This window comes from Micromonospora sp. BS32 (genome assembly GCF_059089345.1).
In genome coordinates this window covers 102,876-123,763 of record NZ_JBSSHR010000003.1, presented here as the reverse complement: position 1 = coordinate 123,763, position 20,888 = coordinate 102,876, and the positions used below count along the sequence as shown (strand labels likewise).

General features: G+C 74.0%; 21 protein-coding genes. 17 read left to right on the top strand and 4 right to left on the bottom strand.

From position 1 onward, the window contains the following. The first annotated feature begins 12 nt into the window (after positions 1-12). The 4 genes from AC5RWQ_RS06080 to AC5RWQ_RS06065 are packed head-to-tail and all read left to right on the top strand — an operon-like array spanning position 13 to position 3,662. On the top strand, positions 13-723 hold the full coding sequence (locus tag AC5RWQ_RS06080) for an SRPBCC family protein (protein ID WP_494281744.1): 711 nt from the start codon (positions 13-15) through the stop codon (positions 721-723). After that, positions 716-1,120 carry a cupin domain-containing protein gene (locus AC5RWQ_RS06075; RefSeq protein ID WP_334490329.1) on the top strand — a complete coding sequence of 135 codons (405 nt, stop codon included), beginning with the start codon at positions 716-718 and terminating at the stop codon, positions 1,118-1,120. The genes AC5RWQ_RS06080 and AC5RWQ_RS06075 overlap by 8 nt, the downstream gene beginning before the upstream one ends. After that, complete coding sequence (locus AC5RWQ_RS06070) at positions 1,117-2,385, top strand: beta-ketoacyl-[acyl-carrier-protein] synthase family protein (protein ID WP_494281743.1); 1,269 nt, start codon at positions 1,117-1,119, stop codon at positions 2,383-2,385. The genes AC5RWQ_RS06075 and AC5RWQ_RS06070 overlap by 4 nt, the downstream gene beginning before the upstream one ends. Beyond that, a complete protein-coding gene (locus AC5RWQ_RS06065; protein WP_494281742.1) occupies positions 2,382-3,662 on the top strand; it encodes a beta-ketoacyl synthase N-terminal-like domain-containing protein in 1,281 nt (426 codons plus the stop codon). Before AC5RWQ_RS06070 ends, AC5RWQ_RS06065 begins: the two co-directional genes overlap by 4 nt. A gap of 95 nt (positions 3,663-3,757) precedes the next feature. Here AC5RWQ_RS06065 and AC5RWQ_RS06060 read toward each other — a convergent pair whose 3' ends face one another. Continuing rightward, positions 3,758-4,306, bottom strand: a complete 549-nt coding sequence (locus tag AC5RWQ_RS06060; protein ID WP_494281741.1) for a DUF1062 domain-containing protein — start codon at positions 4,304-4,306, stop codon at positions 3,758-3,760. An 856-nt stretch (positions 4,307-5,162) separates the two neighbouring features. Between AC5RWQ_RS06060 and AC5RWQ_RS06055 the strand changes: the two genes are divergently transcribed. Then, positions 5,163-6,554 carry a class I adenylate-forming enzyme family protein gene (locus AC5RWQ_RS06055; RefSeq protein ID WP_494281740.1) on the top strand — a complete coding sequence of 464 codons (1,392 nt, stop codon included), beginning with the start codon at positions 5,163-5,165 and terminating at the stop codon, positions 6,552-6,554. A gap of 62 nt (positions 6,555-6,616) precedes the next feature. Here the strand turns inward: AC5RWQ_RS06055 and AC5RWQ_RS06050 are convergent, their stop codons facing one another. Then, complete coding sequence (locus tag AC5RWQ_RS06050) at positions 6,617-7,219, bottom strand: 4'-phosphopantetheinyl transferase family protein (protein WP_494281739.1); 603 nt, start codon at positions 7,217-7,219, stop codon at positions 6,617-6,619. A 17-nt stretch (positions 7,220-7,236) separates the two neighbouring features. Here AC5RWQ_RS06050 and AC5RWQ_RS06045 point away from each other — a divergent pair, with 17 nt between their 5' ends. The 12 genes from AC5RWQ_RS06045 to AC5RWQ_RS05990 all read left to right on the top strand — a co-directional run bounded on the left by AC5RWQ_RS06045 (position 7,237) and on the right by AC5RWQ_RS05990 (position 18,510). Continuing rightward, positions 7,237-7,503 (top strand): acyl carrier protein, encoded by a 267-nt coding sequence (locus AC5RWQ_RS06045; protein WP_334490321.1) that lies wholly within the window; start codon positions 7,237-7,239, stop codon positions 7,501-7,503. Next, positions 7,503-7,748 (top strand): acyl carrier protein, encoded by a 246-nt coding sequence (locus tag AC5RWQ_RS06040; RefSeq protein ID WP_334490320.1) that lies wholly within the window; start codon positions 7,503-7,505, stop codon positions 7,746-7,748. The genes AC5RWQ_RS06045 and AC5RWQ_RS06040 overlap by 1 nt, the downstream gene beginning before the upstream one ends. Continuing rightward, entirely contained in the window at positions 7,741-8,901 is a 1,161-nt protein-coding gene (locus AC5RWQ_RS06035; RefSeq protein ID WP_494281738.1) for a beta-ketoacyl-[acyl-carrier-protein] synthase family protein, read from the top strand. Before AC5RWQ_RS06040 ends, AC5RWQ_RS06035 begins: the two co-directional genes overlap by 8 nt. Before the next feature lie 26 nt (positions 8,902-8,927). Further along, the gene (locus AC5RWQ_RS06030) at positions 8,928-9,455 is read left to right on the top strand and encodes a beta-ketoacyl synthase chain length factor (protein ID WP_494282025.1); all 528 of its coding nucleotides are present in this window, start codon (positions 8,928-8,930) and stop codon (positions 9,453-9,455) included. Next, positions 9,452-11,068 (top strand): class I adenylate-forming enzyme family protein, encoded by a 1,617-nt coding sequence (locus AC5RWQ_RS06025; protein ID WP_494281737.1) that lies wholly within the window; start codon positions 9,452-9,454, stop codon positions 11,066-11,068. Before AC5RWQ_RS06030 ends, AC5RWQ_RS06025 begins: the two co-directional genes overlap by 4 nt. After that, complete coding sequence (locus AC5RWQ_RS06020) at positions 11,065-12,324, top strand: beta-ketoacyl-[acyl-carrier-protein] synthase family protein (protein ID WP_494281736.1); 1,260 nt, start codon at positions 11,065-11,067, stop codon at positions 12,322-12,324. Before AC5RWQ_RS06025 ends, AC5RWQ_RS06020 begins: the two co-directional genes overlap by 4 nt. A 71-nt stretch (positions 12,325-12,395) precedes the next feature. Further along, positions 12,396-13,487: a 4-hydroxyphenylpyruvate dioxygenase gene (gene hppD / locus AC5RWQ_RS06015; protein ID WP_494281735.1), complete on the top strand. Its 1,092-nt coding sequence runs from the start codon at positions 12,396-12,398 to the stop codon at positions 13,485-13,487. Continuing rightward, entirely contained in the window at positions 13,484-14,413 is a 930-nt protein-coding gene (locus AC5RWQ_RS06010; RefSeq protein WP_494281734.1) for a phytanoyl-CoA dioxygenase family protein, read from the top strand. The genes hppD and AC5RWQ_RS06010 overlap by 4 nt, the downstream gene beginning before the upstream one ends. Before the next feature lie 2 nt (positions 14,414-14,415). After that, the gene (locus AC5RWQ_RS06005) at positions 14,416-15,213 is read left to right on the top strand and encodes a DUF3050 domain-containing protein (protein ID WP_494281733.1); all 798 of its coding nucleotides are present in this window, start codon (positions 14,416-14,418) and stop codon (positions 15,211-15,213) included. Beyond that, positions 15,210-16,181, top strand: a complete 972-nt coding sequence (locus AC5RWQ_RS06000) for a thiamine pyrophosphate-dependent dehydrogenase E1 component subunit alpha (RefSeq protein ID WP_494281732.1) — start codon at positions 15,210-15,212, stop codon at positions 16,179-16,181. Before AC5RWQ_RS06005 ends, AC5RWQ_RS06000 begins: the two co-directional genes overlap by 4 nt. Continuing rightward, complete coding sequence (locus AC5RWQ_RS05995; protein ID WP_494281731.1) at positions 16,181-17,152, top strand: alpha-ketoacid dehydrogenase subunit beta; 972 nt, start codon at positions 16,181-16,183, stop codon at positions 17,150-17,152. Before AC5RWQ_RS06000 ends, AC5RWQ_RS05995 begins: the two co-directional genes overlap by 1 nt. A gap of 2 nt (positions 17,153-17,154) precedes the next feature. After that, on the top strand, positions 17,155-18,510 hold the full coding sequence (locus AC5RWQ_RS05990; protein ID WP_494282024.1) for an ATP-grasp domain-containing protein: 1,356 nt from the start codon (positions 17,155-17,157) through the stop codon (positions 18,508-18,510). Positions 18,511-18,930: 420 nt separating this feature from the next. Here AC5RWQ_RS05990 and AC5RWQ_RS05985 read toward each other — a convergent pair whose 3' ends face one another. Together AC5RWQ_RS05985 and AC5RWQ_RS05980 are read right to left on the bottom strand one after the other, a co-directional pair. Further along, entirely contained in the window at positions 18,931-19,680 is a 750-nt protein-coding gene (locus AC5RWQ_RS05985; protein WP_494281730.1) for an SGNH/GDSL hydrolase family protein, read from the bottom strand. Positions 19,681-19,745: 65 nt separating this feature from the next. After that, positions 19,746-20,735, bottom strand: coding sequence for an exo-alpha-sialidase (locus AC5RWQ_RS05980; protein WP_494281729.1), 990 nt, complete (start codon positions 20,733-20,735; stop codon positions 19,746-19,748). Between the last annotated feature and the right edge of the window lie 153 nt (positions 20,736-20,888).

The window sequence follows — 20,888 nt, the reverse complement described above, 5'->3', positions numbered from 1 at the left end:
GGAGGACCCGAGATGACCGTCACCCACGGTCGACCGCTCAGCGCGGAGATCACCGACATCCTGGTGGCGCACTGCGGCCTGGACGCCGACGCCGCCGCCCGTGCCCCCGCCGCCTCCCTGGAGGAGCTGGGCATGGACTCCCTGGCCCTGCTGGAGCTCAGCGCCGTGGTGGCCGACCGGTGGCGGGTGCAGATCCCCGAGCAGGCCGCGCAGCTCAGCATCGCGGGCGTCGCCGACCTGGTCGCCCGCCGCGCAGACCCGCCCGGCCACACCGAGAACGGCATCGTCATCGCCGCGCCGCTGGAGCTGGTCTGGGAGCGGACCAACGACGTCGCCCGGTGGACCGAGTTGTTCACCGAGTACGCGGCGGTGGAGATCCTGCAGCGCGACGGCGACACGGTGCGCTTCCGGCTCACCATGCACCCCGACGAGAACGGGGTGTCCTGGAGCTGGGTGAGCGAACGCACCGCCGACCCGGTCACCCGCGAGGTCCGGGCGCACCGGGTGGAGACCGGGCCGTTCGAGTACATGCGGATCCACTGGCGCTACGACCGCGAAGCCGGGGGCACCCGGATGACCTGGGTGCAGGACTTCGCGATGAAACCCTCCGCGCCGGTCGACAACGCCGGGATGACCGAGCGGATCAACGCCAACAGCCGGGTGCAGCTGGCCGTCATCAAGGAGCGGATCGAGCGGGCGTACGCGGGAGGCGGCGATGAGTGACACCGTCACCGGCCTGGTCGCCGCCCGCGACGTGACCGCCGACCGGCGGCGCGGCGGGGAGCTGCGGGTGCTGCTCGGGCCGAAGACCGTCGGCAGCACCTCAGGGTTCATGGGGGTGGCCGCGCTCGCGCCGGGGGAGCGGATCGCCGAGCACTACCACCCCTACAGTGAGGAGTTCCTCTACCTGGCCCACGGGGCGATCACCGTCGACCTGGACGACGAACCGGTACCGCTGGCCACCGGGGAGGCGCTCTTCGTACCCCGTAACGTGCGGCACCGGCTGCGCAACACCGGCGACGTGCCGGCCGAGGTGGTGTTCCATCTCGGACCGTTGGCGCCCCGCCCGGAACTCGGCCATGTCGACACCGAACTGGCCGAGCAGCGGGGCCCCTCGTGACCGAGCGGCGCACCGTGGTGACCGGCATCGGCGTGGTCGCCCCCGGCGGCGCCACCCGGGACCGGTTCTGGAAGACCCTCACCGAGGGGCGGACCGCCACCCGGCGGATCAGCTTCTTCGACCCGTCCCCGTTCCGTTCCCAGATCGCCGCCGAGTGCGACTTCGACCCCGACACTGCCGGGCTGACCCTGGCCGAGCGGCAGCGCGCCGACCGGTACGTGCAGTTCGCCCTCGCGTGCTCCGCCGAAGCCCTGGCCGACAGCGGACTGGCCCTCACCGACGCCGACCGGGCGGTCGCCGGGGTGGTCCTCGGCACCGCGGTCGGCGGCACCATGGCCCTGGAGCAGGAGTACGTGCGGGTCAGCGACTCCGGGCGGCGCTGGCTGGTCGACCACGCCCTCGGCGGGCCGTACCTGTACCAGGCGCTGGTGCCCAGCAGCCTCGCCGCCGACGTGGCGTGCCGGCACGGCCTGCACGGCCCCGCGCAGGTGATCTCCACCGGCTGCACCTCGGGCATCGACGCCATCGGGTACGCCCACCAGCTCATCGCCGACGGCGAGGCCGACATCGTGCTCGCCGGGGCCGCCGACTCGCCGATCTCCCCGGTCACCGTCGCCTCCTTCGACGCGATCAAGGCGACCAGCCCGGACAACGACGACCCGGCGCACGCCTCCCGGCCGTTCGACGCCGACCGGCACGGCTTCGTCCTCGCCGAGGGGGCCGCGGTGCTGGTGCTCGAGGAGTGGCAGCACGCCCGCCACCGGGGCGCGCACGTCTACTGCGAGGTCGCCGGGTACGCGAGCCGCAGCAACGGTTTCCACATGACCGGGCTGCGCCCGGACGGGGTGGAGATGGGGTTGGCGATCTCCGCGGCGATGCGCCAGGCCCGGCTGAATCCGTCCGACGTCTCGTACATCAGCGCGCACGGCTCCGGCACCCGGCAGAACGACCGGCACGAGACGGCGGCGTTCAAGCGGGCACTGGGCGAGGCGGCGTACCGGGTGCCGGTGAGCTCCATCAAGTCGATGGTCGGGCACTCGCTGGGCGCGATCGGCTCCATCGAGATGGCCGCCTGCGCCCTCGCCATCGAGTACGGGGTGGTGCCGCCCACCGCCAACTGGACCACTCGGGACCCGGAGTGCGACCTGGACTACGTGCCGAACGTGGCCCGGGAGACCCCGGTGGACGTGGCACTCTCGGTGGGCAGCGGCTTCGGCGGCTTCCAGTCCGCGATGCTCTTCCGCCGGCTGGCGGTGCCGGCGTGACCGCGCCGCACGGCACCGACGACCGGGCCGCCGTACGGGCCGTGGTCACCGGCATCGGGGTGGTCGCGCCCAGCGGCGTCGGCGCCGACGCGCACTGGCGTACGGTGCGCGACGGCACCCGCCGCACCGGCCCGATCACCCTGTTCGACCCGGCCGGCTACCCGACCCGGATCGCCGGCGAGGTCGCCGACTTCGACCCGGCCCGGTACGCCGACACCCGGCAACTGGTGCAGACCGACCGCTGGACCCACCTCGGCTTCGCCGCCACCCGGTTGGCGCTGGCCGACGCCGGGCTGCCCGAGCGGGCCCCCGACCCGTACGGCTGGGCGGTCACCCTGGCCAGCTCGTCCGGGGGCAACCTGTTCGGGCAGCGGGAGCTGCAACGGCTCTGGGGTGGGCCGTCCCGGACCGTCGGGGCGTACCAGTCGATCGCCTGGTTCTACGCCGCCAGCGTCGGGCAGCTCTCCATCCACCACCAGTTCAAGGGGCCCAGCGGGGTGCTGGTCGCCGAGTCCGCCGGCGGGCTGGACAGCCTCGCGCACGCGGTGCGCACCGTCCGGCGGGGCACCCCGGTGGTGATCGCCGGGGCGACCGAGTGCCCGCTCAGCCCGTACGCGCTGGCCTGCCAGCTCCGCTCCGGCCTGCTCAGCGACGTCGACGACCCGGCCGCGGCGTACCGGCCGTTCGACCGGACGGCCGCGGGGTACGTACCGGCCGAGGGCGGGGCGGTCTTCGTGGTGGAGGAACTCGGCCACGCGATGGCCCGGGGCGCCCGGATCTACGGCGAGGTCACCGGCTGGGGCGCCACCCACGACGCCGCGCAAACCGGTTCGGACGTCGCCGCCGACCCCGGCTGGTACGCACGCGCGATGCGGCTGGCCCTGGACCGCTCCGGGGTGACGGCCGGGCAGGTGGATCTGGTCGTGCCCGACGCGCTCGGCGTGCCCCGGTACGACCGGGCCGAGGCGGCGGCGCTGCGGACCGTCTTCGGGGACCGGCCGCCGCCGGTGAGCACCCACAAGCCGTTGACCGGCCGGGCCCACCAGGGCGGGTCGGCGCTGGACGTGGCCACCGCGCTGCTCGCCTTCCACCACGACACGCTGCCCGCGTCGGCCGGGCCGGCCGACCCGGCGCCCGGCTGCGAGCTGGACTTCCTGCGGACGCCCCGACGCCCGCGCAGCCGGGTCGCGCTGGTCTGCGCCCGCGGCTTCGACGGCTTCAACAGCGCCCTGGTGGTACGCGGCGCGCCGGCGGCCCCGAGGGGCGCGGCCGACTGAGCCCACCACCGCTGGGCACCGCGGCGATCGGCGGCGCGCACCAGGGCCTGTCCGGCGGATCATCCCGGACAGGCCCGTGGTCCCGAGGAGGGGGGTCAGCGCTTGAGCGTGAAGGTGAAGTCGCCGGAGAGCTTGCCGCTCAGCCGGACTGCCGAAACGAGTTTCCCGTCCGTGATCAGTCTCTCGACCTCGGCCCGCGAAAGACCGCAACCTTCAGCGATCAGTCGCACCGGCCGGACCGGGATCCGCGCCGCAAAGCGGACCGAGACGTCGATCAACTCGCGGTCCAGGTGATCCGGTCCGCCGGTGTCGAGGCGCCAGGCGTTGTCCCAGTCGAGGGCGATGCGATTACGGCGCTGCACGACCGGATCCTGGAGCAGCTCAGCTGTCAGGCCAGGGTCGTTGTCATGCAGCCGGTCCAGCAGTTCAGGTCGTATGGATCGCACAGTCATCCGTTCCAGGACCGTGAGCTTTGCAGTTTCCCCGCAAGCGGTACAGAGCGCGAGGAGCCAGGCGTCGATGAGCTTGTGGTTTGCGTTGACGCGAAATTTACCGCTTGCCCGGAAGCGCTCGGACGCGCACGCGTGGCAACAGCGGCGAACGAGCGGCAGGCAGGTGGGCACGACCATCCAGTTTTTGAGCACAGAAATACACCGGTTTCAGTGAGAAGTCCGCAGCAAAAAGAAGCGCGGCGCACATGCGCGACGCGCGACAAATCAGCGCTCGGGAGGTCTCACAGGGTGTACAACGGGACGTCCTTGCCTAGACGACTTGCTTCGGCAGCACGGTAATGGCGCACAGCGGCGCTGCGCCTCTGGTTTTCGAGCGCCTCACCGCCAGGTTCCATCCGGCGGGTCATGGACGCCGCCGGCCTCCGGCCGCCGCGGGGTCCCGGTGCGGGCGCGGGCCGGTTCCGCGGCAGGGCATCGGTTCCTTGACAGAGGATGCGTTCCACGGGACGGGCATCGGATCGATCCGCCCGTCAATCGCTACGAACTTGATGACGGCAACGGATCACCCGCTGGCCCCGCCGGGCGCCAACACCGGCCGGCGGACGGCGTACGGGCGCGATCGACCCGTGATTCGTCCGCGTCATCACGTTCGTAGCGTCCGCGGGGCTGCTGCGCCGGGTGCCGCCTGAGCTACGGCGGCGGGCGTTCAGCGACGGAGGTGGGCCGGGCGTCCACGGTGCCGAATGCGCTCGATGTGCCGCATCTCCCATACCGGCGGCGTCTTCGCACAGCGCGACGCGCACCGGCCGGAGTCCGGCCGGGCGGGCGCGCGGCGAACCGGCCGGCGGTGTCACGGGGCCGGCGTACGCGCCCGATCCTGCCCGTCCGATCGATCGGCGGCAATCCGGCCGGCCGCCCTTTCTGATCTAGCCATTTGCATCTAGCAATGGCTCTCCGGGCTGTCGTAGGGTTCCGTCAGCACCCCGAAAGACGCACCTTCTGGGCGGATTACGCCCTCTTTGACGCTGGGCGGTGGACGGTAGTGGCCATGGCTCGTCCGACGGAAAATCCTACGGCGCAGGACCCCGGTTGGGTCGACGACGTGTTGTTCACCGGCCGTTCGACCGACATCTGTCTTCGACTTCCGGAGGCGGTGGACCGGGCCCGACTGCGCCGACTGGTCAGCGAGGCGCAGGACCGGCTGCGCGCCGCCGGACTGCGCCCCGGTGGCGCCGCCGCGCTGCGCCTGCCGCCGTCGCTGGCGTACGTGGTGAACCTGCTGGCCACCTGGCGCACCGGCGCCCAGGCCGTCCTGCTCGACCACCGGCTCACCGACCACGAGGTGGACCGGGCGTTGGCGCGGCTCACCCCGCAGGTGGTGGTCGCGCCGGTACGCACCGGCGGGGGCGCGCTGCGCGTCTTCGTCGACGTCACCGAGGGGGTCACTCCGTACGCCGACCGCCCCGCCACCAGCGGGCACGCGGTGATCCAGCTCAGCTCCGGCTCGACCGGGCCGTCCAAGGTGATCGGTCGCACCGCCGACGACCTGGTCGCCGAGGTACGCCGCTACACCCGGATCGACGGGGTGGCGCTGCCCGGCGAGCGGATCGTCCTGCTCCCCTCCATGGTGCACGTGCTCGGCCTGGTCGGCGGCCTGCTCTACGGCCTGCACGCCGGTGTCGAGCTGGTCCCGCCGGAGCGGCTCAGCGGCGACGCGGTGCTGGCCGCCATCGCCGCGCAGGACACCCCGGCCACCGTGCTCGGCGTGCCGTTCCACATCGGACTGCTCGCCTCCACCCGCCCGGACCGCCCGCTGCCGCAGTTCAAGCGGATGACCACCGGCGGCGAGCTGGTGCCCGCCGCGACCGCGCGCGCCTTCACCGACCGGTTCGGCGTCCCGCTGGGCAACATGTACGGGATGACCGAGGTCGGGGTCATCGGCACCGACCTGTACGGCCGGCACCGCCCGTCGATCGCTCCGGCACCCGGCATCGAGGTCCGTGAGGTCGACGGCGAGCTGCACGTGAGCTGCCCCGCCTCGCCGTACGTCGGGCTCGCCGACCCCACGCGCTGGGCGGACGGCTGGCTGCACACCCGCGACGCCGGCACCGTCGACCCGGAGAGCGGCCTGGTCACCGTCAAGGGCCGCCTGGACTCCCAGGTGTCGGTGGGCGGGCTGAAGGTCGACCTGACCGAGGTCGAGGCCACCCTCGCCGGGCTGCCCGGGGTGGGCGCCGCCGTGGTCGTCTACGACGACGGCATCACCGCGTACGTGCAGCCCGACGGGGCGCTGACCGAGGAGACGCTGGACAAGCTGCTCGCCGAGCGACTGGCCGGCTACAAGCGCCCACGCACCCTGTACCTGCTCGACCAGCTGCCCCGCACCACCACCGGCAAGCTGGTCCGCTCGGTCACCGCGCTGCGGGCGGCCACCCCGTGACCGGCCCGCTGCGCGAGCCCGAGTGGGGCTTCGGCCCGCGCCGGACCGGCGGAACGCGGTCCTCAGTGGAGCAGCACCTCGACCTCGCCCATCGCGGTGACGACCGCGACGGCGAGCACCAGGTCGTCACCGGCCGGCGGGTGGCCGACGCGCAGACCGTCGTGCCCGGGGACCGGCTGCCCCGCTCCACCGGGGACCGGCGGCGGCATCGGCCGGCGCAGACCGCCGTCGCGCAGGCCCCGGCCGAGCGCCTTGCCGACCGCCTCCTTGGCCGTCCACAGCAGCAGGAACGCCTCGGCCCGCCGCTCGGGCGGCCGGCCGCGCAGCCAGTCCGCCTCGGCCGGGGTGTACCAGCGCTCCGCCAGGGCCAGCGCGGGCAGCGGCCGGCGCCGCTCGACGTCCACCCCGACCGGACCCGCGCGCCGCACGGCGACCACGAGCACCCCGTCGCCGTGGCTGACGCTCACCGGCAGGGCCGCGCCACCGGCTCGGGCGTACGGCCGCCCGTCGGGCTCCCGGCCCACCACGATCTCCCGCTCCGGCCGGCCGAGCAGCGCGCCACCAGCGTGCCGCAGCAGCCGCTCCACCGACTCCGGCCGACCGCCGGTGCCCCGGCCGACCCACACGTGCACGGCGTCCCGACCGGACGCCGGTAGCAGGACCACGAAGAGAGGTTACCGCCATGCGAGACGAGGTCCGCACCTTCGTCATCGAGCAGCTCGAGGACATGAACTACGACGTCGAGGGCATCGACGACCAGACCACCCTCGGCCCGTCCGGGGTCGACCTGGAATCCCTCGCGCTGGCCGACCTGTCCGTCCGGGTCGAGGACCGGTACGGCGTGAAGTTCGCCGATGACGAGTCGGAGAAGCTGGCCCTGATGACCGTGGGCGAGTTCACCACCATGGTCGCCGACCGGGTCGCCGGTTCGACCAGCGTCGACAACTGATGTCCGGTCAGCCCGACCTGGGGCGAGCTGACCTGGTGAGCATGCTCGCCGAACTGACCGCGAAACCCGTCGACCAGGTGCCGCACCGGGTCGGCTCGATGGAACTGGCGTGGCTCGTGCACCTCGTCGAGCAACGCTACGACCGGCGGATGGACCTCACCGACGACGAGCTCGCCGGGATCCGCACCGTCGATGACGCCCTGGCGGTCTTCCGCGGCTGCCTGACCACTCCCGCCGATGGCTGACCGGGAGCCCGTAGCGATCTCCGGTGTGCACGCGGTCAGCGCCCTGGGCAGGGGCGCCGACGCACAGCTCGCCGGGGTGCTCGCCGGGGTGCCGGCGTTCCGGCCGGTACGCCGCTTCGACACCGCCGCCCGCCGGGTGCGGGTCGCCGCCACCCTGCCCGACGTCGGCACGCTCCCCGACGAGCTGGCCGACGCGATCGACGCGGCCTGCCGGGCCGCCGGCCTGACCGCCGCCGACCGGGCGGGGTCCGCCCTGCTGCTGGCCACCCACGGCGGGCCGATCTCGCAGCCCCACGCCTTCCGCGACGACCGCCAGGTCGACGACGGACCGACCGGGACCGGGCCCGAGGTGCCGGCACTCGCCGCCCACCTGGCCCGGCGCTGCGGGCTCGGCGGCACCACCAGGATCTACACCACCGCCTGCGTCTCGGCGAGCACCGCCGTCGCCGACGCCGCCACGCTGATCCGCCGGGGCGACCTCGACCGGGTCGTCGTCGCGGCCGGCTACCTGGTCGAACCGGACCAGTTCGCGCTCTTCGACGCCGGCCGGGCGCTCGCCCCCGACGGGGCGGTCCGCCCGTTCAGCGCCGGACGGCAGGGCCTGCTGCTCGGCGACGGGGTGGCCGCGGTGGTGCTGGAGAGCGCCGAGGCGGCCCGGCGGCGGGGGGCGTCGCCACCGGCCACCGTGGCCGGTTGGGGCCGGGCGGGGGACGCGTACCACCCGTGCCAGCCGGATCCCCGTGGTCGTGGGCTGGCCCGGGCGGTCGAGGCGGCGCTGCGTCGCGCCGGGCTGCCCGCCGACACGGTCGGGTACGTCAACGCCAACGCCACCGGCACCGGGTTCAGCGACGCCTCCGAGGCGGCGGCGCTGCGGCTGGCCCTGGGCGAGCGGGCCACCCGGGTGCCGGTCAGCTCCACCAAGGCGCTGCACGGGCACGCCCTGGAAGCCTCCGGGCTGCTCGAACTGGTGGTCACCGTGCAGGCCCTGCGGCACGGGAAGCTGCCGGTCAACGCCGGTTTCCTCGGCCCCGACGAGGCCTGCCCGCTGGACGTGATCACCGACGCGCCCCGGCCGGTCACCACCCCGTACGCGCTCAGTCTCAACGCCGCGTTCGGCGGCGCGAACACCGCGCTGCTGGTGGGTGCGCCGTGACCGGCCCGTGCGGCCCGGGGCTCGGGATCGTCCCGGGCCGCGCGGCCGGACACGGCGCCGGGCCGACGGTGCTGGCCGACGCGCGCTGGCCGGAACCGGGGGACGGACCGCCGCCGCCGCTGCCCGGGTTCGTGCTCTCGCCGTTCCACCCGCTGGTCGCGGCGGTGGCGCAGCGCTGCCTCAGCCGGCGGGAGCGGCCGGCGGCCGACGGCACCCGGTGCGCGGTGGTGCTGGTCAGCGCCGTCGGTGACCGGCCCAGCGCCGACCACGTCCGGGCCACCGTGGCCGCCGGCGGCCGGGTCGGGCCGCTGTTCTTCTTCCAGTCGGTGCCGAACAGCGTCGCCGGGCACGTCGCGGCGCGGCACGGACTGGACGGCCCGGTGGTCTGCCTGAGCCCGACCGGCGACCCGCGCGCCGACGCGATCGCCGAGGCGGAGCTGCTGCTGTACGACGGGGACGCCGACGAGGCGTTGCTGATCCTGATCGACACCGCACCCGACGGCACCGGAACCGGTGCGGTCGCGGTGCTGCTGGGGGGAGGAGCAGAACGATGAGGACGATCCGACTGCGCGGCGCGCTCGCCGCGGACACCGAGGTGGGCGCCGGCAACGTGCTGGCCCGGGTGCTCGCGCACGGCGCCGACCCGCAGGGGCCGGGGTTGACCTTCGACACCCCGGTCGACGGGCACCCGGCCGAGCACCCGCTCACCCTGGGCGAGCTCGACGAGCGGGTCGCCGCCCGGGCGGCCTGGCTGCACGCGCGCGGCATCAAGCCCCGCGACCCGGTCGCGGTCTGGGCCACCGACGCCGCCGACATGGTGCTGAGCTTCCTGGCGCTGGCCCGGCTCGGCGCGATTCCCGCGCTGATGAACGGCAAGCTGCGCCCGGAGATCGCCGCCGAGTACATCCGCCGGCTGCGCGCCGCCGGGGTGCTCGCCGACGCCGCGCACACCGCGGCGCTGGCCGGCCACGACCTGGGCGCGCCGCTGGTCGGCACCCCCGCCGAGGCGGGCACCGGCGACCCGGCCGCCGCCCCGGCCCACTACCGGCACCACGACGACGATCCGATCGTCATCACCCACACCTCCGGCACCACCGGCGTGCCCAAGGCGGTGCTGCACTCGCACGCCAGCCTCTTCGCCGCCACCCGGCACCTGCTCACCATGCCGCAGGCGCAGGGCACCCGGCGGATCCTCAACGCGCTGCCCGCCCCGCACACCGCGACCGTGCTGATGGTCAACCAGGCGCTGGGCAACCGGGCGGAGATGTTCCTCCTCTCCGACCAGGGCGGCGAGCGGGTGCTCGACGCGATCCAGCGCTGGCGCCCCGACGGGGTGTTCGGCTTCTCCGTCACCTGGGCGGAGCTGGCCCGCTTCGACCTGTCCGGGTACGACCTGGACTCGGTGCGGCTGTGGTTCAACACCGGGGACTGCTCGCACGAGCCGCACGTGCGCCGCCTCGTCGCCGTCGGCTCCCGGGACGTGGTGACCCGGCAGGGCATCACCCGGGTCCCGGGCTCCGTCTTCATCGACGGCCTCGGCTCCAGCGAGATGGGGCACTCGATGTTCCACATCACCCACACCGTGGAGACGAACCGGTACGGCCGGTGCATCGGCCGCCCGTACCGGTTCACCAGGGTGGCGGTGCTCGACCTCGACGGCAACGAGCTGCCCCCGGGGCAGGTCGGCTGGCTCGGCATCGACTCACCGTCGCTGTTCCGCGGCTACTGGAACGACTCGGTCACCACCTACCGGTCCCGGCTGCGCGGCTGGTACCTCACCGGCGACCTGGTGCACGCCGACGCCGACGGCCGGTACTACCACCTGGACCGGGCGGTGGACTCGGTCGAGGTCGGCGACGGCCGGCGCTACTTCACCGCGCTCTCCGAGGAGCGGATCCTCGCCGCCCGCCCCGACGTCACCGACTGCACCGTCGTCATCGTGCGGGAGGGCGACGTGGTCGTCACCGACGTGCTGCTGGAACTGGCCGCCGGCGCCGACCCGGCCCTCGACCGCACCGAGGCGGTCCGGGCCGCGCTCGGCCCGGACGTCGGGGCGACCCTGCGCCGGGTGGTGCCGGTCCGCTCCGACGACATCCCGGTCACCGTCACCGGCAAGGTCCGCAAGGTAGCGCTGCGCGAGCGCTACCTGACCGAGTCGCCGTCATGACCGCCGTCATCACCGGGATGGGGCTGTTCAGCCCCGTCGGGCGGGGGGTGGAGGCCACCTTCGACGCGTTGACCAGCGGGAAGTCCGGGCTGACCCGGCCGCCCGAGGGCCACCCCGCCCGGGAGTCCCTGGAGGTCGCCGGCCTGCTCCCGCCGGTCGACCCGCGTACCGTCGCCTCCGGCCCGGAGACGAAGGTGCTCGACCGGATCGTGGTGCTCGCGCTGCTCACCGCCGCCGACGCGCTCGCCGACGCCGGCATCGAGGTGGGCCGGGACGTGGATTCGGGCCGGATCGGCGTGATCGTCGGCGGGGTGGGCGGCATGTCCACCCTGGAGAGCCAGGTGATCGCCCGGGCCGCCCGGGGGCGGGCCGCGGTCAGCCCGTACCTGTTGACCGGGATCCTGCCGAACATGCCGTCGGCGCGGATCGCCATCACCCACGGCATCCGGGGCTACAGCTCCTCGGTCGGCACCGCCTGCGCCTCCGGCGCCCAGTCGGTCGCCGACGGGGTCCGGCTGATCCGCGCCGGCGAGGCCGACGTGGTGCTCTGCGGGGCCAGCGAGGCGCCGCTCTTCCCGACCTTCTGCGACACCTTCGGCAACGCCCGCGCCCTGGCGCGCGGCTGGGACGACCCGACCGAGGCGAGTCGGCCCTTCGACACCCGGCGCAACGGGTTCGTGCTGGCCGAGGGGGCGGCGTTGCTGGTGCTGGAACGCGCCGAGCACGCCGCCGCCCGGGGCGCGCGGGTGTACGCCGAGGTGGCCGGCTACGGCGCGACCACCGACGCGTACCACCCGACGGCGCCCCGGCCCGACGGCGCGGGCGCGGCCGAGTGCATGCGCCGCGCGCTGGCGAGTGGGGGAGTGACCGCCGCCGACGTCGGCTACGTCAACGCGCACGGCACGAGCACGAAGCTCGGCGACATCGCCGAGACCGTCGCCCTGGCCGAGGTCTTCGGCACCGGTGGGGTGCCGGTCAGCTCCACCAAGGCGCTCACCGGGCACCTGCTCGGCGCCTCGGGGGTGGTGGAGGCGGCGGCCTGCGCGCTGGCGCTCGGCCGGGGGCTGCTGCCCCCGACGTACCACCTCGACGACCCGGACCCGGACTGCCCGGCGGACCACATCCGCGCCGAGCCCCGGGCCACCCGGACCGACTTCGCGCTCACCAACTCGTTCGGGTTCGGCGGCCAGAACGTCAGCCTGCTGCTGCGGCGTACCGACGCGGCGGGACCGGCGGTCGCCCGGCCGGGGAGGTGATCGACGTACCACCCCGGGCGGCACACGCCCGGACGGCAGTCACGGGGGGACATGGGGAAGGGCTGGACATCATGGATATCCGTGGGATCGACCACATCGAACTCTACGTGGGGGACGCCAGGCAGGCGGCCTTCTACTTCGGCACGGCGCTCGGCTTCCGGCTGAGCGGACAGGGCGGCCCGGAGACCGGGCTGGACGGGCGGCGCTCCCTGCTGCTCAGCCAGGGCGACATCCGGCTGCTGCTCACCTCCGGGTTGGCGGCCGGGCATCCCGCCTCGACGTACGTGCAGCGGCACGGCGACGGGATCGCGGTGGTGGCGCTGGAGGTCGGCGACGCCGCCGGGGCGTACGCGGAGCTGGTGGCCCGGGGTGCGACCGGGCTGATCCCGCCGCGGACCTGGACCGGGGCGGACGCCGAGGTGGTGACCGCCGAGGTCGGCGGCTTCGGCGACGTCGTGCACCGGCTGGTGCAGCGGCGCGGCGACCGGTCGGCGTTCCTGCCCGGCGCGGTCACCGCGACCGGGCCAGGCAAGGGCGAGGCCGACCTGCTCGCCGAGATCGACCACCTGGCGGTCTGCGTGCCGCCCGGGCAGCTCGACGTGACCATCGGCCACTACGAGCGGGTCTTCGGCTTCCAACAGATCTTCGAGGAGCACATCGAGGTCGCCGGCCAGGCGATGAACTCCAAGGTGGTGCAGAGCCCGTGCGGGCGGGTCACCCTGGTGCTGCTGGAACCGGATCCGACCCGCCGGCCGGGGCAGATCGACGCGTTCCTCGCCGAGCACGACGGCGCCGGGGTGCAGCACCTGGGGCTGCGCACCGACGACATCGTCACCGCGGTCGGCGCGCTCGGCGAGCGGGGGGTGCGCTTCGCCGGCACCCCCGCCAGCTACTACGACACCCTGGAGCAGCGGGTCGGACCGGTCGACGCCCCGCTGGAGCGGCTGCGCGACCTGAACATCCTGGTCGACTCCGACCACGGCGGGCAGCTGCTGCAGATCTTCACCGAGTCGATGCACCTGCGCCGCACCCTTTTCCTCGAGCTGATCGAGCGACGCGGGGCGCGCACCTTCGGCAGCGGCAACATCAAGGCGCTCTACGAGGCCAAGGAACGGGAGTTGGCCGCCGCCGCGGCGGCCGTACCGCAGGGGGTGATCGCGTGACCGCGACCGAGTTCGAGCCGACGCTGACCGCCGAGGAGGAGGCGCTGCTGCCCTCGGAGTCCGACGTGCGCTTCTACGCCGAGCACGGCTGGTACCTGTCGAAGAAGCTGCTCACCGACGACGAGGTGGACGCCCTGGCCGCGGCCGCCGACCGCTACTACGCCGGCGAGCGGGACCGCCGGCTGTCGGTCCGCCCACCGAAGCTCGCCTACTGGGAGCCGGCGCAGGGGTCGGTGCAGCGGCACAACGACTACGTGCACCACGAACACGACGGGCTGGCCGCGATCCTGCGCAAGCCGCTGATCGGCGCGGTCGCCGCCCGGCTCGCCCGGGCCACCGAGATCCGGATCTTCCAGTCCACGCTGATCTACAAGCCGCCGATCTCCGGCGAGCCGTCGAACATCGTGCCCTGGCACTTCGACAAGCACTACTGGGCGTCCTCGTCGTCGGAGGACATGCTCACCGCCTTCATCCCATTCCACGACTGCGGGGAGGAGATGGGCACGATCACCATGGTCGACGGCTCGCACCGGTGGAAGGAGATCGGCGCGGACGACACCGTGGTCCGGCACTTCGCCGAGCGCGACCGCGGCCAGCTGGAGGAGATGCTGGCCGAGAACGCCGCGTACAACGGCGCCGAGATCCGCAAGATCCCGATGGTGATCCCCCGGGGACACATGTCCTTCCACCACTGCCGCACCTACCACGGCAGCGGCGCCAACGTCAGCGGCCGTCCCCGGCAGGCGATCTCGCTGCACCTGCAGGACGGCGCGAACGCCTGGCGGGAGTACCCGCTGTCGGACGGCACGCTCGCCGCGTACAACCACGACGTGCTGGTCCGCCGCACCCACGAGGGACGGCCGGACTACGCGGACCCCGACTACTGCCCGGTCATCTGGCGCGACCGCGCCCAGCAGGGAGGCTGACAATGTCACGGTACGACTGGGGACGGACGCATCCGGGCATCGAACGGCTGGAGAAGGCGGTGACCGACCGCCGTGACGTGGTGGTCAAGCACCCGCTCTACGCCAACCTGGACACCCACGAGGCGCTGGTCACCTTCATGGAGCACCACGTCTTCGCGGTCTGGGACTTCATGTCCCTGCTGAAGTCGTTGCAGCGGCAGCTCACCTGCGTCACCGTGCCGTGGATCCCCACCGGGCCCACCGGCAGCCGCCGCCTGATCAACGACATCGTGATGGTGGAGGAGAGCGACGAGCTGGGCGAGGGCTACATCAGCCACTTCGAGCTCTACGTACGCGGCATGGCCGAGGCCGGCGCGGACACCGCCGCGGTGCAGAAGCTGATCGACCTGCTGCGCGCCGGCACCCCGGTCGCCGAGGCGCTGGCCGGGGCCGGTGTCCCGGCGGCGTCGGCCCGGTTCGCCGCCACCACCTGGAAGATCATCGAGGAGACCCCGGTGCACTGCCAGGCCGCCGCCTTCGCGTTCGGCCGGGAGGACCTGATCCCCGACATGTTCACCCAGGTGGTCGCCGTCAACGAGCGCAGCCGGCGGCTGCACACCTTCGTCGACTACCTGGAGCGGCACATCGAGGTCGACGGGGAGCAGCACACCCCGATGGCCATGCAGATGCTCGCCGACCTCTGCGGCGACGACGACGTCAAGTGGCAGCAGTGCGCGGACACGGTCAACCTGGCGCTGGCCGCCCGGGCCCGGCTCTGGGACGACATCCTCGCCGCGGTCAAGGAGGGTCGCGACCGGTGATCGACGCCGACCAGGTCCGGCTCTACCGCACGGTCCGGCTGATTCGCCGCTTCGAGGAGCGGGCCGTCGAGCTGGTCCACTCCGGGGCGATCGTCGGCGGCATCCACCCGTACCTCGGTCAGGAGGGGATCGCCGCCGGGGTGTGCGCCGCGCTGCGGGGGACGGACCTGGTCACCGGCACCCATCGCGGGCACGGGCACGTGCTCGCGAAGGGTGCCGACCCGGCCCGGATGATGGCCGAGCTGTGCGGCCGGGAGACCGGGCTGAACCGGGGCCGCGGCGGCTCCATGCACGCCGCGGACTTCTCCGTCGGGGTGCTGGGCGCCAACGCCATCGTCGGCGCCGCCGGCGCGATCCTCACCGGGGCGGTGTGGGCGCGGCGGCGGCGCGGCGGGGACACGGTGGGGGCGACCTTCTTCGGCGACGGCGCGGTCAACGAGGGGATGCTGCTGGAGGCGTTCAACCTGGCCGCGCTCTGGCGGGTGCCGGTGCTCTTCGTCTGCGAGAACAACGGCTACGCCACCACCATGCCCGTCGAGGGCGCGGTCGCCGGCACCATCACCGGCCGCGCCGACGCGTTCGGCATGCCGGCGGTCGTCGTTGACGGCCAGGACCCGGAGACGGTACGCGACGCCGCGTCCGCCGCCGTCGCGCGGATGCGCGCCGGCGGCGGCCCGGAGCTGGTCGAGGCCCGCACCTACCGGTTCGACGCCCACCACACCTTCGAACATTCGGTACGCCTCGACTACCGCCCGCCGGAGGAGGTGGCCGCCGGCCGGTCCCGGGATCCGGTGCGCATCCAGGGCGACCGGCTCCCCGCCGCCGCGCGGGCGGCCGTCGACGCGGAGGTGGAGACGGTGGTAACCGCGGCCGTCGAGTTCGCCCTGGCCAGCCCCGAGCCGGATCCGGCCGGCGCGCTGGACCACCTGTACGCCAGCGGGCTGACCGCCCGGACCGGAGGTGGCTGATGCCCAGGTTGTCGTACCGCAGGGCGCTCACCCGGGCGCTCGCCGACGAACTGGCCCGCGACGAGAACGTCTTCCTGCTCGGCGAGGACATCCGGGTGGCCGCCTCGAACGTCACCTCGGGCCTGCTCAAGCGCTTCGGGCCGGAGCGGGTCCTGGACACCCCGCTGTCCGAGCAGGCGTTCACCAGCTTCGCCACCGGGGCGGCGCTGGCCGGGATGCGGCCGGTGATCGAGTTCCAGATCCCGTCCCTGCTCTTCCTGGTCTTCGAGCAGATCGTCAACCACGCGCACAAGTTCCCGCTGATGACCGGCGGGCAGTGCGCCGCGCCGGTCACCTACCTGGTGCCCGGCTCCGGTTCCCGGACCGGCTGGGCCGGGCAGCACTCGGACCACCCGTACCCGCTCTTCGCCCACGTCGGAATCGTCACCGCGGTGCCGGCCACCCCGACCGACGCGTACGGGCTGCTGGTCTCGGCGATCCGGCACGACGACCCGGTGGTGGTCTTCGCCCCGGCCGGCGCGCTGGACGTCCGGGAGGACGTCGACCTGACCGCCCTCGCCCCGGTGCCGCTGGGGCGCGGGGTGGTCCGCCGGGCCGGCACCGACGTCACGGTGGTCGCCGTCGGGCACCTGGTGCACGACGCGCTCGCCGTCGCCGCCGAGCTGGCCGATCAGGTGTCGGTGGAGGTCTTCGACCCGCGGACCGTCTACCCGTTCGACATCGACGGGCTGCTGGAGTCGGTGTCCCGCACCGGCCGGCTGGTGGTGGTCGACGACGCGAACCGCTCCTGCGGCATCGCCGGCGAGATCATCGCCAGCGTGGTGGAACGGGTGGCGCTGGCCGCCCCACCGCGCCGGGTGACCCGCCCGGACGGCGCGGTGCTGCCCTTCGCCGCCGCCCTGGACCGGGCCGTGCAGCCCAGCCGGGACCAGCTCACCGCCGCCATCCAACTGACCATGAAGGACGGATGACCATGGACCCGAACTATGCGTGGCCGCCGGCCGGCCAGGCGTGGGCCGACCTGCCCGAGGCCGCCCGTACGGCGATGGTGGCCAGTGGCGCCGCCGCCTGGGAGCAGGTCTTCCACGGCCGGGCGACGTACAACAAGCAGTGGCGGCTGGCCCGGCCGCCGGTGCTCACCGCGGACGCGTTCCGGGAGCTGAACGAGGTCTGCGACCGGCTGGCCCAGCTCATCCTGGAGGCCTGCCGGCGGCGGGCCGGCACGGCCGGCGAGCTGCGCCGGCTGCTCGGCGTGCCGGTGGGGGAGACCCGGCTGCTGGACGAGGACGAGCCGCTGCACGAGGGCTTGCTCGCCGCGTACCGGCCGGACGTGCTGGTCTCCGGCGGGGTGCCCCGGTTCGTCGAGTACAACATCGACAGCAGCCTCGGCGGCGGCTTCGACGCGGACACGGTGATCTACCGGTACGCCGAACTCTTCCGGAAGCAGGGGCTGTTGGACGGGCTCGCGGTCCGCCCCGCGCCGTCCCTGCTCGACCAGCGGTTCGTGGCGATCCGGGAGACCCTCGGCCTGGCCGAGGGTGCCCGGGTGGCGTTGCTGATGGATTTCGACGCCGAGTACCCGGGCCTGGACGACCCGGAGACCTTCATCCGGATCCTCGACCCGCTGGCCGTCCGGGCGCGTGACTTCGGCATCGACCTGGTGATCGCCCCGGTCGCCACCGCCCGGCTGGACGACGCTCGCCGGCTGGTGGTGGGCGCGGCCCCGGTGGATGCCCTGTTCCGGCTCTTCGTGCCGAACCGGGTCACCCCGAGCGCCGGCCTGGACGCGGTGGCCGGGGCCCTGGACGCGGGGACCCTGCCGATGTTCGTCAGCGCGGCTGCCTGGCTGCTCGGCAACAAAATCAACTTCGCCTGGCTCTGGGAGGACCTGGACGAACTGCCGGAGGCCGATCGGGTGCTGGTCCGCCGGTACGTCCCGCACACCGTGGCGCTCACCGCCGACCAGCTCGACCGGGCGTTGGCCGAGCAGCGCGACCTGGTGGCCAAGCCGGCCGACGGCTCCGCCGGGTACGGGGTGCTGATCGGTCGGGAGCTGACCCCGGCCGCCTGGGAGGAGGGGCTGCGCGCCGCCCTCGCGCGCGGCGGCAACGTCCTCCAGCGGTACATGGAGGCCGACCGGGTGGCGATGGACTTCGTGCAGATCGAGACGGGCGAGACGGTCACCGCCGAGGTCCCGTACAGCCTCGCCCCCTACCTCTTCGGCCGTACCGGCTCCGGCGCCCTGGCAAGGGTCGGCTACCCCGGCTGCGAGGAGGTGCTCAACCTCGCCCGCGGCGTCCTCCTCACCGGCATCCTCCTCACCGACTGAACCCCCGCCGGGTTGGAACTCCGTTGATCAAGGAGTTTGGGCACTGTCGAGCCGCCTTCCGTGCCCAAACTTCTTGATCAGTGAATGGCGCGTGGGGCGACCGAGCTTGACCACGATGGGTGACTGTGGCGGTGGGCGCTTGTCGTGATGAGCGGTATGACGCTCCGTCATAAATATGACGCTGCGTCATATCGGTCGCGGAGCAGATACGGCCCGCCGTCGCGACACGTCCGGGAGGGCGGTCGTCGGCAGATGAGCCGACCGCAGGGGCTGCCCCTCCCGTGTCGGCGGCTCCCGCATGCGGCGCTCCATCATGCGGCGCAGGCGCCCCCGCAGGCCTTCGATCCAGCACGCGGCGCTGGCGCCCCTGCTTGCGGTCGATCCAAGGCGCGGCGCGGGCGCGTCCGGCAGGTGTTCGATCTAGGACGTGGCGGGGCCCGGGGCCGATTCGGGCGCGGGGACGCGGCGGGCGTTCAGCTGGGCGCCGGGCCGGCGGGCGGCCAGGTGGGCGCCGAGGCGGCGGACCGTCTCGGCGGCGGCGATCGCGTCACTGCGCGCGCTGCCGTGCCGCCCGTCCGCGCTGTACAGCGACGGGTCCGCGACGGCGGGATGGTCGGTGAGGTGCACGTGCAGGGTGCCCAGCCGGGCGGACAGCAGGCCGGTGCGCGACGAGAGAAGTCGCATCCGCTCCCGGAGGCCGGGCCGGAGCGAGTCCGGGACGGCCGGGCTCCACGAGACGTCGAACATGCCCACGGTGATCACCTCCGCGCCGGCGTCGCGAAGCGCGGCGACCATCGCGGCCAGCTCGGCGTCCACCGCGTCGGCGTCGAACAATGGCCGGAACGCGTCGTTGCCGCCGCACACCACCAGCGCCAGATCGGGGGCGAACGCCACCGCCGCGTCCAGCTGGGCCGCGCGCACCTCGTGCGCCCGCAGTCCGCGCCGGCCCAGGTTGAGGTACGCCAGTCCGGGCCGCGCCGCGGCCAGCTCGGCGGCGATCCGGTCCGCCCACTGCACCTCGGGGTAGCCGGCGACCGGCTCGCACATCCCCTCCGCGACACTGTCGCCGAGCACCACGAACCGGTGCCACGGGTGGCCGCGCAGCAGGTCCGCGCTCTCCCCGGCGCGCAGGCAGTACGGGTCCGTCGCTTCGGTCAGCCTCGATGGCATGCCGGCACGGTAGCCGACCGACGCCGTCCCGGGCCAGAGCCCGGCGCGGACCGGAGCCGAAGCGGTCAGAGGCGCGGGTCCAGCTCCACCTCGGCCAGGTAGATGCTGGTCCGCCCCTCGTGCGAGGAGTAGTAGCTGACCCGGAGCAGCCCGTCGTGCCAGGCCAGCCCGGGGTAGCTGGTGTCCCCGCCGGAGGGGAGCGCGACCAGCTCGTTCAGCGTGCCCTCCTCGGGGTCGAGTTCGCAGACCGCCGTACGGACGCCGCCGTCGTGCAGGCGTACGCCGGCGATCAGCCGGCCGTCGGGCAGCCGGCGCAGCGCCGGGCCACCGACCCGGACGCCGAGGTCCGTCCAGGCCCACTCCCGGTACGGCGGGCGGGCCCGGCCGAGCTGCGCGGTCGCGCCCTCGCCCCGGCCGATCTGCTCAGTCGCCGGGTTCCCGTCGCGCCGCAGCAGGCAGTACGCCGTGCCGTCGGGCGCGAAGACCAGGCCCGACTCGTTGGGGTAGCCGTCGGCGAAGAGGCTGGACACCCACGGCGACAGGTCGACCCCGTCGTCGCTGCGGTAGAGCCGGGCGAAGCGCGGGTCCCGGGTGGCGTAGCCGACCCCGTACATCGCGTCGTCCTGCCAGGCCGCCTGCCACACCCACACGTCCGGCTCCCCGACCGGGCTGGCCTCGCCCCAGCCGCGCCCGTCGTCGGAGAGCCAGGTGACCGTCGTGAAGGTCTGCTGTGCCTTCGGGGCGTCGCCGGTGGCCGCGGCGGCGAGCAGCTGCAGCCGCCCGTCGGGGCGTACCACGAACCGCGGGTCGCGCAAGTCGGTGGCGGGGCTGGTGAGCCGTGCCGCCGGCGTCCAGTCCCGGCCGTCGGGGGAGGCCAGCACCCGGATCGCCCCGTCGTCCGAGATGTGCGTCCCGCCCTCCCGGAACGCGCAGAGCCAGGTGTCGCGGTGGCGGACCAGATCGGTGAAGGCGTTGTGCGGCGCCTCGTCCCAGATCCGCCGGACCTCGCGTACCCGGGCCCCGGTCGCCTCTCGGCTGGTCGGTGTCGACGTCATCGCGGCTGCTCTCCTCCGTTCGGCGAACACGCCCGTCACCTGCGGCGCCCTCGGCGGAAACATGTGCCCTCGCTCGGCCACGATCGTAGCGCCGGCGGCTGCCTCCACCCGGCGTCGGGGCGTACCGGCGTCGCGGTCCGCCGGCCCGAGCCG

Coding starts and splice junctions, on each gene's coding strand:
- AC5RWQ_RS06080 (WP_494281744.1), top strand. CDS start 13: ATGACCGTCACCCACGGTCGACCGCTCAGCGCGGAGATCACCGACATC.
- AC5RWQ_RS06075 (WP_334490329.1), top strand. CDS start 716: ATGAGTGACACCGTCACCGGCCTGGTCGCCGCCCGCGACGTGACCGCC.
- AC5RWQ_RS06055 (WP_494281740.1), top strand. CDS start 5,163: ATGGCTCGTCCGACGGAAAATCCTACGGCGCAGGACCCCGGTTGGGTC.
- AC5RWQ_RS06045 (WP_334490321.1), top strand. CDS start 7,237: ATGCGAGACGAGGTCCGCACCTTCGTCATCGAGCAGCTCGAGGACATG.
- AC5RWQ_RS06040 (WP_334490320.1), top strand. CDS start 7,503: ATGTCCGGTCAGCCCGACCTGGGGCGAGCTGACCTGGTGAGCATGCTC.
- AC5RWQ_RS06035 (WP_494281738.1), top strand. CDS start 7,741: ATGGCTGACCGGGAGCCCGTAGCGATCTCCGGTGTGCACGCGGTCAGC.
- AC5RWQ_RS06025 (WP_494281737.1), top strand. CDS start 9,452: ATGAGGACGATCCGACTGCGCGGCGCGCTCGCCGCGGACACCGAGGTG.
- AC5RWQ_RS06020 (WP_494281736.1), top strand. CDS start 11,065: ATGACCGCCGTCATCACCGGGATGGGGCTGTTCAGCCCCGTCGGGCGG.
- hppD (WP_494281735.1), top strand. CDS start 12,396: ATGGATATCCGTGGGATCGACCACATCGAACTCTACGTGGGGGACGCC.
- AC5RWQ_RS06005 (WP_494281733.1), top strand. CDS start 14,416: ATGTCACGGTACGACTGGGGACGGACGCATCCGGGCATCGAACGGCTG.
- AC5RWQ_RS05995 (WP_494281731.1), top strand. CDS start 16,181: ATGCCCAGGTTGTCGTACCGCAGGGCGCTCACCCGGGCGCTCGCCGAC.
- AC5RWQ_RS05990 (WP_494282024.1), top strand. CDS start 17,155: ATGGACCCGAACTATGCGTGGCCGCCGGCCGGCCAGGCGTGGGCCGAC.
- AC5RWQ_RS05985 (WP_494281730.1), bottom strand. CDS start 19,680: ATGCCATCGAGGCTGACCGAAGCGACGGACCCGTACTGCCTGCGCGCC.
- AC5RWQ_RS05980 (WP_494281729.1), bottom strand. CDS start 20,735: ATGACGTCGACACCGACCAGCCGAGAGGCGACCGGGGCCCGGGTACGC.